Origin of the sequence: Paenibacillus sp. M-152 (assembly GCF_003856555.1) — a bacterium.
GTDB lineage: Bacteria > Bacillota > Bacilli > Paenibacillales > Paenibacillaceae > Paenibacillus > Paenibacillus polymyxa_C.
Genome location: NZ_CP034141.1, coordinates 1618902 through 1631163 on the forward strand (window position 1 = coordinate 1618902; position 12262 = coordinate 1631163).

General features: G+C 43.6%; 16 protein-coding genes. 14 read left to right on the forward strand and 2 right to left on the reverse strand.

The window, feature by feature from the left end; genetic code table 11:
• Positions 1-263: 263 nt before the first annotated feature.
• Positions 264-869, reverse strand: coding sequence for a DedA family protein (locus tag EGM68_RS07235; protein ID WP_025676321.1), 606 nt, complete (start codon positions 867-869; stop codon positions 264-266).
• Between the two features lie 15 nt (positions 870-884).
• On the reverse strand, positions 885-1460 hold the full coding sequence (locus EGM68_RS07240; RefSeq protein WP_013370020.1) for a class I SAM-dependent methyltransferase: 576 nt from the start codon (positions 1458-1460) through the stop codon (positions 885-887).
• Positions 1461-1745: 285 nt separating this feature from the next.
• On the opposite strand from EGM68_RS07240, the gene EGM68_RS07245 reads away from it, so the two are divergent.
• The 14 genes from EGM68_RS07245 (at position 1746) to EGM68_RS07310 (ending at position 12150) form a co-directional block, all read left to right on the forward strand.
• Positions 1746-2582 (forward strand): hypothetical protein, encoded by an 837-nt coding sequence (locus EGM68_RS07245; protein WP_129548915.1) that lies wholly within the window; start codon positions 1746-1748, stop codon positions 2580-2582.
• Between the two features lie 84 nt (positions 2583-2666).
• Positions 2667-3020: a FlxA-like family protein gene (locus EGM68_RS07250; protein WP_013370022.1), complete on the forward strand. Its 354-nt coding sequence runs from the start codon at positions 2667-2669 to the stop codon at positions 3018-3020.
• A gap of 233 nt (positions 3021-3253) precedes the next feature.
• A complete protein-coding gene (locus EGM68_RS07255) occupies positions 3254-3682 on the forward strand; it encodes a GNAT family N-acetyltransferase (protein ID WP_058829214.1) in 429 nt (142 codons plus the stop codon).
• Between the two features lie 11 nt (positions 3683-3693).
• Positions 3694-4155, forward strand: a complete 462-nt coding sequence (locus EGM68_RS07260) for a hypothetical protein (RefSeq protein WP_129548916.1) — start codon at positions 3694-3696, stop codon at positions 4153-4155.
• A gap of 93 nt (positions 4156-4248) precedes the next feature.
• The gene (locus tag EGM68_RS07265; RefSeq protein ID WP_013370025.1) at positions 4249-4740 is read left to right on the forward strand and encodes an 8-oxo-dGTP diphosphatase; all 492 of its coding nucleotides are present in this window, start codon (positions 4249-4251) and stop codon (positions 4738-4740) included.
• Between the two features lie 55 nt (positions 4741-4795).
• Positions 4796-5317, forward strand: a complete 522-nt coding sequence (locus EGM68_RS07270; RefSeq protein ID WP_013370026.1) for a GNAT family N-acetyltransferase — start codon at positions 4796-4798, stop codon at positions 5315-5317.
• A 25-nt stretch (positions 5318-5342) separates the two neighbouring features.
• Entirely contained in the window at positions 5343-5792 is a 450-nt protein-coding gene (locus EGM68_RS07275) for a hypothetical protein (RefSeq protein ID WP_129548917.1), read from the forward strand.
• A 98-nt stretch (positions 5793-5890) separates the two neighbouring features.
• Positions 5891-6124 carry a hypothetical protein gene (locus tag EGM68_RS07280; protein WP_025676329.1) on the forward strand — a complete coding sequence of 78 codons (234 nt, stop codon included), beginning with the start codon at positions 5891-5893 and terminating at the stop codon, positions 6122-6124.
• A gap of 153 nt (positions 6125-6277) precedes the next feature.
• Complete coding sequence (locus EGM68_RS07285; RefSeq protein WP_129548918.1) at positions 6278-7312, forward strand: NAD(P)/FAD-dependent oxidoreductase; 1035 nt, start codon at positions 6278-6280, stop codon at positions 7310-7312.
• Between the two features lie 198 nt (positions 7313-7510).
• Positions 7511-8239 carry a HEAT repeat domain-containing protein gene (locus tag EGM68_RS07290; protein ID WP_129548919.1) on the forward strand — a complete coding sequence of 243 codons (729 nt, stop codon included), beginning with the start codon at positions 7511-7513 and terminating at the stop codon, positions 8237-8239.
• A gap of 46 nt (positions 8240-8285) precedes the next feature.
• Positions 8286-8969: an HD domain-containing protein gene (locus tag EGM68_RS07295; protein ID WP_025676331.1), complete on the forward strand. Its 684-nt coding sequence runs from the start codon at positions 8286-8288 to the stop codon at positions 8967-8969.
• Positions 8970-9136: 167 nt separating this feature from the next.
• Positions 9137-10117: an ABC transporter substrate-binding protein gene (locus tag EGM68_RS07300; protein ID WP_129548920.1), complete on the forward strand. Its 981-nt coding sequence runs from the start codon at positions 9137-9139 to the stop codon at positions 10115-10117.
• A 10-nt stretch (positions 10118-10127) separates the two neighbouring features.
• Positions 10128-11135 carry a FecCD family ABC transporter permease gene (locus tag EGM68_RS07305; RefSeq protein WP_129548921.1) on the forward strand — a complete coding sequence of 336 codons (1008 nt, stop codon included), beginning with the start codon at positions 10128-10130 and terminating at the stop codon, positions 11133-11135.
• The gene (locus tag EGM68_RS07310; RefSeq protein ID WP_129548922.1) at positions 11128-12150 is read left to right on the forward strand and encodes a FecCD family ABC transporter permease; all 1023 of its coding nucleotides are present in this window, start codon (positions 11128-11130) and stop codon (positions 12148-12150) included. The genes EGM68_RS07305 and EGM68_RS07310 overlap by 8 nt, the downstream gene beginning before the upstream one ends.
• Positions 12151-12262 lie beyond the last annotated feature (112 nt).

The following is a 12262-nucleotide window of genomic DNA, read 5'->3' on the forward strand; positions in this document are numbered from 1 at the left end:
TTCTAGGCGCTTTTTTGTTTTTTCATAAGATATATTTTAAAAGTTGAAAATCATTATGAGTTCTTAACCAGTATAGGTGTTACGTAACTCATTTAAAAATTGCACAGCATCTTTGAATCCCTATAAATATATTTGGTATGTTCGAATTGTATTTTGTCGATTTCAGAAATCCGGGGGCGGTGGCGATGGGAAGCACCATTCGTCTGCGTAGTGGCACGACAGGTAACTTTTAAATTTATGAACATGCCGAATAGACTCAACCTTTACTCCTCCGTTGTTTTCTTCCCCCACACAAATTTCATTATAAAAAATATAATTGTCAGCATGATGAGAAGCAATGCCACCTGCAAGCCATAACGATGAATCAATTCTCCTGCTGTTTGTACATGGTCACCAAAGAGACGTCCGAGCAGGAAGAAGATCAGCGTCCAAATCAAGCCCGTTGAATAAGAGAAGAGGGCATAGCGTTTGAAGCTCATTTTATTGATCCCCACAATATAAGGGACAATGTGGCGAACGATTGGCAGCAAGTAGCTGATGCATATCGTGAAGTTTCCATACTTATGTACTAAATTTTCTGAAAAAGTAATATACTTGTCCATTTTTTTCTTTCGGCGCAAACGATCCAAAATGGGTGTACCCAAGCTTCTGCCCAACACATAACCTAAGGATAGGCCTGATACAACCCCAAGATATACAATTAAAAAAGCAGGTAACGGATGAAGTATCCCCATGCTTGTTACGGCCCCGCCAGTCATCACTATAACTTCGTCTGGAATGGGCAGTCCCACAATTCCGAGCCATAGAGAGAAGAATAATGCTGCATAGCCATATTGTTCGATAATGGAAATTAAATATTCAACATCCATTCCCATACTCCTTTCTTAAGCTTTCTTTCGGCATACATAGACGAATGCGGGTGGAACATTCATAGGTACAAACTTGATTTCTTCAATATCAAACCATTCACCTAACTGCTGCTTCATCTGTTTAGAGTATTGAAAGGCAACAAACATTCCTCCATCCCTAAGTGATAGATGAATTTGTTCTACGATTTGATCTCGCATCGCTTGTGGAAAGTTGAAGAATGGCAGCCCGCTGATTATACAGTCGAGCTGTTCAATTTGGGCATTTTTCATAGCAAGCTGAAGCTCACGCGAGTCGGAATAGCACAGATAATTCGGGAATCTTCTTTTTAAACTCTGCTGCATGGTCGGGTCCTTCTCAAAGAGCAGAACTTTGGGATGAATTTTTGTCGTAGACGGAATGTATTGGGTAATTGCGCCTGTTCCAGCCCCGAGCTCAGCCACGGCATGAACTTCACTCCATGGAATGGATTCTATCATATTTTTAGCTAAAAATCTGGAACTGGGTGTTACGCTACCTACATATGCAGGTGAGTACAAAAATTTGAATAGGAACATAAGTCTTTCATGAACCAAATGACTAATACGGATCATACACCTTTCCCTACCTTCAATTTTCAATATACGTTCATTTATTCTCTGCTAAGAGTAACAAATTATCCCTTTACTTGCTCCTGTCTGGAGTAGGGTTCAGTTCCCCGTCCTGCGGAGGGGTCTTTCCTTGACTATGGTCTAGGAAAAAAGAAAAAGAGTACGTATGGGTCAGTCCGTATTCATTCAGTTATCATTCAGCATTCCCTCAGGCTGCCTTCAGTTTTGCTACCGATGAAAGAGAGGTGGGCAGCTAAAAACACTATGTACATTGAGAGGGGATCTACTTTGTCACTATCCATTAACAGGCATCTCATCAAGACTTCGACTTCCTACGATAATTCGAATACGCTGAAGTCAAATGAGAATGGACTAAATAACACGGGGCATACCACACACAAGAAATCTAACGATTCACTCGAATTAAGTGCGGAATTTATGGAATATGCCGGGGGTATGCAGGCTCCACTTCCTACGGAAAACTACAGTTATGACTACAAGTACGACCAGGATACTGTGGCGCTGACTACGGATGAACAGAAAGCGTTGTTGTCAGATTTACAAAATTACTTAACGTCTTCAAGTGCTTTATCTGAAACGAATGAAATCAACAACAGTACGAAAAATCCTTTGGCTGCAGTCAGTGACTTGTTATTCGGGGTGGATCTTTCGACAGCAACAGATGCGGAAGTATCCAATTTATTCGATAAGATAGCAGAATCCATCCAAAATAATCGCCCTGCGCCGCCTGAAGATGACTCATTCCGACCTGAAGTTGATGGCAGTGGTCTGCCTCCAATGATGCAGGCGATGGGTGGAATTATGCCCCCATTTGCATGGAATATTCAGGCGACTACCAATCAAGAGGATGACACCACTACATCTGAAAAAGAGCTTACGGTAGATGAAAAAAGATCCTTACTGAGTGATTTGCAAAACGTCCTGAGTTCCGAGCTTCTATCCGGCTCCGTATCTGCAGAAACAGATGAGCAAACAGATCTGATTTCTGCATTGAAAAACGCATGGGGAAACACAGAAGAATCGAATGCAACAGATGAGGAAATATCGGCTTTATTCGATAAAATCGCCAAGATTTTCGAACAATCTCTATCATCTTCGTCATAATCTTTAGGGTGCAATAGCGTACCTTAGAACCGGTTAGCCCACATCTGTAACTCAAACTTAACTTTTAAAAAGGGGGATTTTTCTATGAATATTTCAGCGACTTCCAGCAATTCTATATCTATTGCAAGTACTTCATCTTCATCCAGTGCCAACAATACAGCCAGTCTGGAAAAGCAAAAAGCTCAGCTTGAAGCAGAGTACAACAAGGTACAACAAAGCAAAGATAATAAAGATACAAAAGAAACAAAAATGAAGCAGCTTCAGCAGCAAATTAAACAAATTGAAGCCCAGATTGCACAGCAAAGTTCTCAATCCAGCAGCACGTCAACACCAAAAATGGAAAAGTCCGCTCCAAGCAATATGGAAATGACTCGCGCCAGCAGCTCGAATGGCAGTGATATTACTGGGGTTGGAAAATCACTGGATATTTCTATCTGATCATCCCATCTCTTCTTCTGTAAGCCTGACGATGATACAAAAGACAGCAGGCTCTCTGTTTCATAGGGAGCCTGCTTTTTTGCGTTTACGTCGGGTTAAAATGAATCATGTGACTAAACTTAGAAAAGTATATACAATAAATAACAGTAGGAAGATGAAAGGTTTCTAACTTTAGTATTTTATAGATTGAATCAGTAGTGTTAGTATACATTCTAAATTGGAGGATTTAAGCCATGACGCTGGAACCTCAAATGAGTCGAAGTAGTAAGGATGAAGCTCGTTTCGTCAGAAACAAGTTGATTGAGTTTAATGCAAAACACGTCCCAGCAGATATTCAAACCCAATATGAAGAGATTAATCTTACGCTCAAAAATGGAGAAGGTCAGGTCATCGGCGGTCTTCTAAGTGTACTATGTTGGAACTGGGTGGAGGTTGATATTTTGTGGGTAGATCAGGTCCATAGAGGAAAGGGCTACGGTTCGCAATTGCTTGATGAAATCGAACAAATGGCTAGAGATAAAGGATGTAATTTTATACAACTAAATACCTTTTCTTTTCAAGCGCCTGAATTCTATGAGAAACATGGGTATGAAGTAGTCGGTGTCATTGAGGAGGCTCCTAGAGGCTTTAAACACTATTATTATAAGAAAAATATCTACTGAGGACTCCGAATATGCGCGTACAGATCAAGGAAGTAAATAAAGATGAAAAGGTCATCATTCGTAGTATTGGCGAGGAAAAGGTATACGGCTACTGGACATCTTTTTGGTGTGAACTGACCTCGGGATATGCGTATGTTGTTCCGTATAAACAAAGCTTGGACAAGTTAATTCCTGGCTGTGTCATTTCGGTTGAAATTTCTCAATCCAGTATAGAAGGGTTCAGAAGACTGAGGCCTACTGAAAAGACAGGCGTTGTTCGCCCACAACCAAAGCTAGGCGACTATTGGATTCAAGGAATGATACAACAAGTGATGCAAGGCGAAGCAGGCGGGATAGAATGTCTGGAGATTGTTGTAGGAGATGCTACGTTTGTTTTAGATTCGGAAGAAATGAATGGTGATATCCACGTTAAAGCAGGCGATGGTGTCTCCTTTGAAATTATAGGTATGCAGTTGTTTGAAGAGGGACTGTGATTGTTCTGATTGGAATACTATATTTAACCAATTACAATATGTCGGTGAGAAAGTTAAAAGCTAGATCATAGAGAATCGTGAATAAAGAAAGGTATGATTGGATTGGCTACAGAAGTGACACACAAAATATATACTATGTGCATGATTCAAGACGGAACCAAGGTATTGCTTATGAATAGACCCAATCGAAAGGGGTTTCCAGGTTATATTGCTCCAGGAGGAAAAGTAGAGTTCCCAGAGAGCATTGTGAACGGAGCCATTCGCGAAGTAAAGGAGGAAACGGGCTTAACGGTTACGGAAATTGTATTTAAAGGAATCGACGAATATTGTGATCCAAATCAAGGGCTGAGATACATGGTCTTTAACTATTTGGCTACAGCAACGGAAGGTGAACTATTAAAGAATCCCCCTGAGGGAGATCTGCTGTGGGTGGATATGAAGGAAGCACTAAATTTGCCGATGCAGGATTGGTTTAAGCGGAGATTCCCATTGTTTTTCGAGCCGGGGACGTTTGAGGTTAGTTCTGTGTGGCTGGCGGAGACAGATGAAACCCTGGAAGCAACGACTAAGAACTATGGGGTGTAAAGATGACGACCATTAGTAGATATATGGAGCGCTTAAAGAGGAGGTCGTGAGTGGGATGCAGACCGTAAGATTGGTTGAGCCGGATCGGCGCTGGAAGGATACTTATCTTTCATTTTATGAGGAATGGAAAAAAAGCCAGGAGCAAATGGTGCCTTGGGTGATTTCTATAGAACCGTATGATTTTGAAGGTATGCTGACGTTTTTAAATCAACAGAAAAATGGAATTGGCTTGTCTGAAGGCTGGGTTAAAAGTTCGACATACTGGCTGATGGATGCAGATGACCAGGTCGTCGGAGCAGTGAATATCCGTCATGATCTTAATGAGCATCTGTTAAATGCTGGCGGTCATATCGGTTATGGTATCCGTCCTTCTGCACGAGGGAACAGGTACGCTGTGACTATGCTGAGTCTGGCATTGGGCAAAGCAAAAGAGTTGGGTGTTTCCAGAGCCCTCGTCGTATGCGACTCCGATAATATCAGTTCCAAAAGAACGATTCTGCGAAACGGCGGAACACCAGACAAGGATTACATAGAGGAAGATGGAAACCGTGTAAACCGGTTTTGGATCGAGCTGTAAGTGAGGGAGGGGAACACAGAAGCTCATGAAAATATGGCCTGAATATGCACAAAATATTATTGTCGGTGTCATTTTTCATGGACAATGGAATTGGTATGTGACGGAAAGAGAGTATTGGTTTTTGAATACCGAGATGGAGGAACGGTTTGGTATCGCTATTTTGAATGAGACTACCGCGGGAGCATTTTTGGAACACATCTGTGAATATAAGGTGGCTGTGGGAGAACTCACTACAATGCTCCAGATGCTAGATGATGCAATCCAGCATAAGGATGAAGTGTTGGAATTCTGTCCTGCTTTATATGTTGATTTTGACCAGAAAATTCTCTACTCACTATTTCCAGAGCCAGCTTCTTTCGAACATTATGTCCCGGTGGGGTGGAAAGGGGAATATCAGAACTTTTTGGAAGAGGTCCCTCCTGCTGAACGATATTGGATAATCCACGGAAGTGACTTTTTCAAAAAATACAGCTGAAAAGATGAAGGAGGAAATGAACATATGAATTCTTCCATGCATGAATTTACGATCATATCCAAGCACAGAATGTACGATCAATACTTGGTGAGCAACTTATGGATGAAGTTGAAGATGCTTTTTCTGCCTTCTGTGCAGCATTGGATAATACAGGCTATATAAATATGTATGATGTTTACCATGTGGTTGAGCATACGGCTTATCATCTCGGGCAGATCATAGATCGAGTTCAGAGACTGGCAGGCCACCGTTTTCAATTTGTACAGACTGGGTTGAATGAAAAAGCATTGCATGCAATAGTGAATCAATCCCTGCCTAACACACAAGATTAACAAAAGCAATAGCCAGATAACTGTATAAAATGTAGTTCCAAAATCACAAAAACCTCTGTCACAGATATGTTTTTATTTCTTAATTGATATTGATAATTATTATCACTTATAATAGAAGCAGACATATTACGTTATGATAGGGAGAGTTGCAGAGTGACAGAGTCCTTGGAATTATATGATGTAACGATCATCGGCGGCGGTCCTGCCGGTATGTATACCGCGTTTTACAGTGGAATGAGAGATATGAAAACCAAGCTGATCGAAGCCAAGCATGAGCTAGGCGGACGGATGCGCATATACCCTGAGAAGATGATATGGGATGTTGGAGGCGTTACCCCGATTTTATGTGAAAAGCTGATCGACCAGCTGGAGCAGCAGGCACGGACGTTCGAGCCTACCATTGTATTGGGGCAACAGATTACGGGTTTGGATCGGCAAGAAGATGGTACGTTCCTGCTGACTTCTGCCACAGGGGAACAGCATTGGACGCGTACGATCGTTCTGGCCGTAGGCTATGGTATTCTCAAAATGGCTAAACTAGAGATTGAAGGCGCTGACCGTTACGAGGTTACAAATCTGCATTATACCGTACAAGAGCTGGAGCCGTTCCGGGACAAACATGTTCTGATTTCCGGTGGAGGCAACTCGGCGGTAGATTGGGCGAATGAGCTGGAATCTATTGCGGCGAGTGTGACAGTTGTACATCGTCGGGATCATTTTGGCGGACATGAGAAAAATGTAGCCCGTATGAAATCCTCTTCGGTTCGTGTTCTCACACCTTACGCGGTAGGTCAGTTACATAGCAACAACGGAGAGACGATTGAGCAGGTGACGATCAATCATGTAGATACGGGCGAAACAGAGATACTGAATGTTGATGCAGTTATCGTAAATCATGGTCTAAAATCCGATTTCGGTCCTCTGCGAGATTGGGGACTGGATATGGGAGAGTGGCATGCCCGCGTGAGCGACAAGCTGGAAACGAATCTACCGGGGATTTTTGCTGCAGGCGATTTTGTCGAGTACGGAAGCAAGCTGTATCTGATTGCAGGTACGTTCACAGACGCCGCCCTTGCCCTCAACAGCGCCAAGCTGTACATTGATCCGACAGCTGACAAAGCGGCATATGTATCTTCTCATAACAGCCGATTCAAGGAAAAAAACCGCGAGCTTGGTGTCTTGGAGTAAGATAAGGGAATCAGTGTTTAATAAAGAACTTCCGTTAACTACAGCTGATGTGGTTGAGGAGGTTCTTTTTTTGCATAGTTAAGGACTTCTCGACCTAAGGTTGGATGCCACACACATATAGAATAAAATGAAGAAAGCCTGTCTTTTTCGGGACTTAAATAGTAGATTTGGAGTAGAAAAGATTAGGAGTGTGAAAAAATGAGCTTACGAGAGGTGTTTGAGCGTCTAGCGATTTATCTGCCTGACGATACGCTGGAAGCTTTACTGATCCATAGTAAGAAGCAGAAAGGGCAGAAGGTTCAGCTACGATTACTGAGTGAACAGGAGCTTGCTGAGAGTACTGAGTGGATGGCGCAGATCGAGGTGTTCAAACATATCGTCCCTCTATGGACGGATGATCATTCTAATTATGTAGGCCTGTATGTAGAAGGACCGTTGGCATATAAATTATGTTATATAAATCATGAGGAAACAGATTTGTCACCGATATACCGAAGTGCGGCTTCGTTGATTGCAGAGTTGGAGCAAAACCCGGAGCTCGATTGGGAACAGATGCATAAGGATTACCCGTCTGACGAGAACATAAGCACCGAACAACTAGCAGAAGATATTCGCTGTATGCATGAATTACAGGCTATACTGGAAAAGGATTCATCTATGGAGGATGACGTGAGGTGTCAGCTTCTTTACAGCTTAATGGCGATTACACCTGTCAGTGAGGTGGATTCATTGCTTTCCTATGTGGACGATGAAGATATGTATGTACAGGAACGTGCATGTATTCTTTTGGGATATCATGGGTATGAACCAGCGACCGAAATATTAAAAGAAGTAGTGAAGCATGGAAGCACAAATGGGAAGCTGGCAGCCCGTAAGGCGCTCTCGATGATTCGCGCTAAGCAAATGGACAAGCATATAAAAAAATAAACTAACCTCTCACATAACAAATATGGACGGGATTGAAAGGTGACTTATGAACAGACGAACAGAGCAACAGGAAGCGATAAGGGTAGATATCATTCAAAAGGCAGAGCCGTATGTACAGCAACAGTTGGAGCATGACCACAGTGGTCACGATTGGTGGCATATTGACCGGGTGAGGAAGCTGTCCATTGAACTCGCTGCAAAAGAAGGTGCAGATCCGTTCGTGTGTGAACTGGCAGCACTGCTGCATGATGTAGCGGATGAAAAATTGAATGATTCCAAACAAGCGGGGCTGGATAAAGTTGAGCAGTGGCTTCATCTGCATGTAAACGATCCTGACGTGATCACACACGTAATGACCATTATTGCTACAATGTCCTACAATGGTGGACAAAACCCGCCTATGGAAACGCTGGAAGGTCAGGTTGTACAGGATGCAGATCGGTTGGATGCCCTGGGAGCGATTGGGATTGCAAGAACCTTTATGTATGCAGGCTCAAAGGGCAGTATCATGCATGAACCAGGTCAGGACTATTCACAGTATGAATATCGCGCCGCAGGTAAAAGTGCTATTTACCATTTTTACGAAAAGCTGCTCAAGCTCAAGGATTTAATGAACACCACTTATGCCCGAGAGCTAGCGGAGGTCCGGCATCAATGGATGGAGATGTATTTGGAGCAGTTCTATAAAGAATGGAATGTGAATGATATCCAACAGAACAGGGGAGGCTGATGCTTCCTAATTGCAATGATTTCAGGAGAAGTCAGCTCTCTTTTTAATAAATATTAGAAAAAATATTGCAATACACCGATTTCTCTCCTACTATTGATAATAGTTATCAATGATAATGATAATTATTATCTGTAAATTCAAGTAGGTAGAGGGGAGTCTTTTAGATCATGAAGAAATTTGCAGTATGGATGTGTACCTTGTTATCGGCAAGTTTGCTGTTGACGGCATGTGGTGAAAAGGTACAGGAGATGGATAGCTCAGCCCAAAAGAATACCAATGCATCGACACAAACGTCTGTTTCTGACGGAGAAAGTGCCAAGACGATTACATATCTAGATAAGACTTATAAGCTGGCCAAAACGGATCATATTATTATAGCTAGTCTGGAAGCGATGGAAGATGCGGCTGTCCTGGGAGTGAAACCAACTGGGGCGGTTACCTCGGGCGGGAAATTCCCTGAGTTCATGGAGAAAGCAATGGAAGGAGCTACAGACGTTGGTGACCGAATGCAGCCTAGCGCTGAAACGATTCTCAAATTGAAAGCGGATGTAATTCTGGGAAGTTCTAAATTTCGGCCTGCGGTGGCAGATCAGCTAGGTAAGGTCGCTCCAATGATTCCAGTATCCCATATTTCAACGAACTGGGAAGCGAATCTATTAATGTTGGGAGAGCTTACGGGCAAAGAGGCGAAAGCGAAAGAGATCCTGAATAAGTACAAGCAAGATGCGGAGGCGGCCCAACAGAAGCTCAAACCAATATGGGAAAATAAAAAGGTACTCATGGTAAGGATTCGTACAGGCAATCTGTATGCATATCCTGCAGATGTATATTTCAATCCTTCGCTGTATGCTGATCTAGGAGCAAAGGTACCGGAAGAGTTAAATACGGTTAAAGCACAAGAGGCGGTTTCTCTGGAGAAATTGGCTGATATGAACCCGGATTATCTGTTCGTGCAATTCTCTGAAGGAGAGAACAAGGATCAACCGCAGGCGTTGGCAGATTTGGAGAAGAATCCGATTTGGAGCAGCATCAATGCCGTTAAGAATGGGAAAACCTTCGTCAATATTGTAGATCCCAATGCTCAAGGTGGTACTTCATGGAGCAAACTTGCCTTTTTGGAAGCGGTTATGAACCGACTTTCGCAGTAAAGGTAGGAACATGGGAAAAAAGTTGATCTCTCCTTATGTTGTAATCTTCGTCTCTCCCTTATTTATCGTATTAACGCTACTGCTGTCTGTGATGTATGGAGCCAAAACGATAGAATGGGAGACGGTAACTGCTAGCTTTTTTCATTTTGATGCTGGGAATGTGGATCATCAGGTCGTTTTAAACTCGCGTCTGCCCAGAGCGGTCGGCTCTATATTAATCGGTGCTTTTCTCGCGATTTCAGGAGCCATTATGCAAGGAATGACGCGGAACTTCTTGGCTTCACCCTCAATTATGGGCGTGTCGGATGGGGCGGCATTTGTGATCACCTTAATGATGATTCTTGCGCCAAACTCCACTTCGATGGGCCTGATCGGAAGTTCTTTTGTGGGGTCTGCTTTGGGAGTGGCTATTGTGTTTGGTTTAGCCTGGATGATTCCCGGCGGTCTTGCTCCGGTTCGTATGGCCATTTTGGGAACGATCATCGGCACGTTTTTAAGCAGCCTGTCGGCCGTTCTTTCCATTTATTTTAATGTATCGCAAAATGTAAGCTTCTGGTTTAACGCTCGTCTGCATCAGATGGATCCCGATATGATTCAATTGGCAATTCCCTTTGCTCTTGTGGCAATTGTGGGAGCGATGCTGCTGGCCAAGCCAATAACACTATTGTCGCTGGGCGACGACGTGGCCACAGGGCTGGGACAGCGGGCATTACCGGTCAAGCTGGGGGCCATGCTCTGTGTAGCATTGCTGACAGGTGTTTCTGTTGCGCTGGCAGGAAAAATTGCCATCGTTGGCTTGTTGATTCCGCACATTACCCGATATTTAATCGGTGTAGATTACCGTTGGGTCATTCCATGCTCTGGATTGATCGGTGGTGTTTTTTTGGGCATGTCTGATGTGTTGAGCCGTTTTCTTAATTATCCGTTTGAAACGCCTATTGGTGTGGTTACCTCGGTCATTGGCATCCCTTTCTTTCTGTACTTAATACGTAGAAAAGGAGGGGGAGAGCATGCGTAAAATCAGTGCGAAACGTCTGTGGTTCGTACTTTCAGGCGGGGTTGCGCTCATTTTAGCAGCTTCCTATGTCAGTCTGACCCATGGAGAGTTCGACATGACCCTACAGGAAGTAATTCAGACCTTGCTCCGTATTCACCCTACTCCGCAGTTGGATTTGGTGATTTTTGATTTTCGGCTACCGCGTATTGTGATTGCGGCCTTGGTCGGCTTAGGTCTGGGGATTGCTGGGGCGGCAGTACAGGGAGTTACACGGAATGGTTTGGCCGATCCCGGCATTTTAGGCATTAACGCAGGGGCGGGGGCAGCAATCGTCATATTTATGTTCTTTTACCAGGGACAAATGGAAACGACCGGCTGGACTGCAGCGCTGGCTATGCCCTTTTTCGGCTTGATTGGAGGTTTGATGGCAGCGCTGCTGATCTATTTATTTGCTTGGAAAGCAGGTCGTCTGGATCCGCAGCGGCTGCTTCTCGTAGGTATCGCGATTGGCTCTGGCTTCGGTTCCTTAAGCTTATATCTGTCGCTGAAAATGAAAGCCTCGGATTTCGAGATGGCGACAGTATGGATGTCGGGCAGTATTTGGAGTGCTGATTGGAAGCTGGTTGCTGCCGTAATTCCATGGCTCGTCATTTTAATTCCCGTTATTTGGCTGAAGTCATATGTTCTGGATCTATTTCAATTGCATGAACATACAGCTAAAAGTCTCGGGGTTGCGACCGAAAAGGAAAAGTCTATTCTTCTGTTGTCCAGCATTGGACTGGTGAGTGCCTGTGTGTCTGTTTCGGGAGGAATAGGCTTTGTAGGATTATTGTCTCCTCATATCGCCAGAAGGCTTGTTGGCCTTCATCATCGTTTTGTGATTCCTGTATGCGGTATGGTCGGTATGGTACTGGTGCTATTATCTGATTTTATTGCCAAAACGGTGGTTGCGCCTGCGGAAATTCCCGTTGGACTGATTATTGCGGTGATCGGGGTCCCTTATTTTGTAGTCTTGCTTATGAAAAAAACGGCCTGATTTCATTAGAATTCAGGTTCTACAGGAGGTTATTCTCATTAAAAGCGTATTTACGCAAGCTAATCATTCTAGTGATGCTCACGGAGCCGTATGCGTTCCTCGTAGTCAGCAT

Coding starts and splice junctions, on each gene's coding strand:
- EGM68_RS07235 (WP_025676321.1), bottom strand. CDS start 869: ATGGATGTTGAATATTTAATTTCCATTATCGAACAATATGGCTATGCA.
- EGM68_RS07240 (WP_013370020.1), bottom strand. CDS start 1,460: ATGATCCGTATTAGTCATTTGGTTCATGAAAGACTTATGTTCCTATTC.
- EGM68_RS07250 (WP_013370022.1), top strand. CDS start 2,667: ATGAATATTTCAGCGACTTCCAGCAATTCTATATCTATTGCAAGTACT.
- EGM68_RS07255 (WP_058829214.1), top strand. CDS start 3,254: ATGACGCTGGAACCTCAAATGAGTCGAAGTAGTAAGGATGAAGCTCGT.
- EGM68_RS07260 (WP_129548916.1), top strand. CDS start 3,694: ATGCGCGTACAGATCAAGGAAGTAAATAAAGATGAAAAGGTCATCATT.
- EGM68_RS07265 (WP_013370025.1), top strand. CDS start 4,249: ATGATTGGATTGGCTACAGAAGTGACACACAAAATATATACTATGTGC.
- EGM68_RS07270 (WP_013370026.1), top strand. CDS start 4,796: ATGCAGACCGTAAGATTGGTTGAGCCGGATCGGCGCTGGAAGGATACT.
- EGM68_RS07275 (WP_129548917.1), top strand. CDS start 5,343: ATGAAAATATGGCCTGAATATGCACAAAATATTATTGTCGGTGTCATT.
- EGM68_RS07280 (WP_025676329.1), top strand. CDS start 5,891: ATGGATGAAGTTGAAGATGCTTTTTCTGCCTTCTGTGCAGCATTGGAT.
- EGM68_RS07290 (WP_129548919.1), top strand. CDS start 7,511: ATGAGCTTACGAGAGGTGTTTGAGCGTCTAGCGATTTATCTGCCTGAC.
- EGM68_RS07295 (WP_025676331.1), top strand. CDS start 8,286: ATGAACAGACGAACAGAGCAACAGGAAGCGATAAGGGTAGATATCATT.
- EGM68_RS07300 (WP_129548920.1), top strand. CDS start 9,137: ATGAAGAAATTTGCAGTATGGATGTGTACCTTGTTATCGGCAAGTTTG.
- EGM68_RS07305 (WP_129548921.1), top strand. CDS start 10,128: ATGGGAAAAAAGTTGATCTCTCCTTATGTTGTAATCTTCGTCTCTCCC.
- EGM68_RS07310 (WP_129548922.1), top strand. CDS start 11,128: ATGCGTAAAATCAGTGCGAAACGTCTGTGGTTCGTACTTTCAGGCGGG.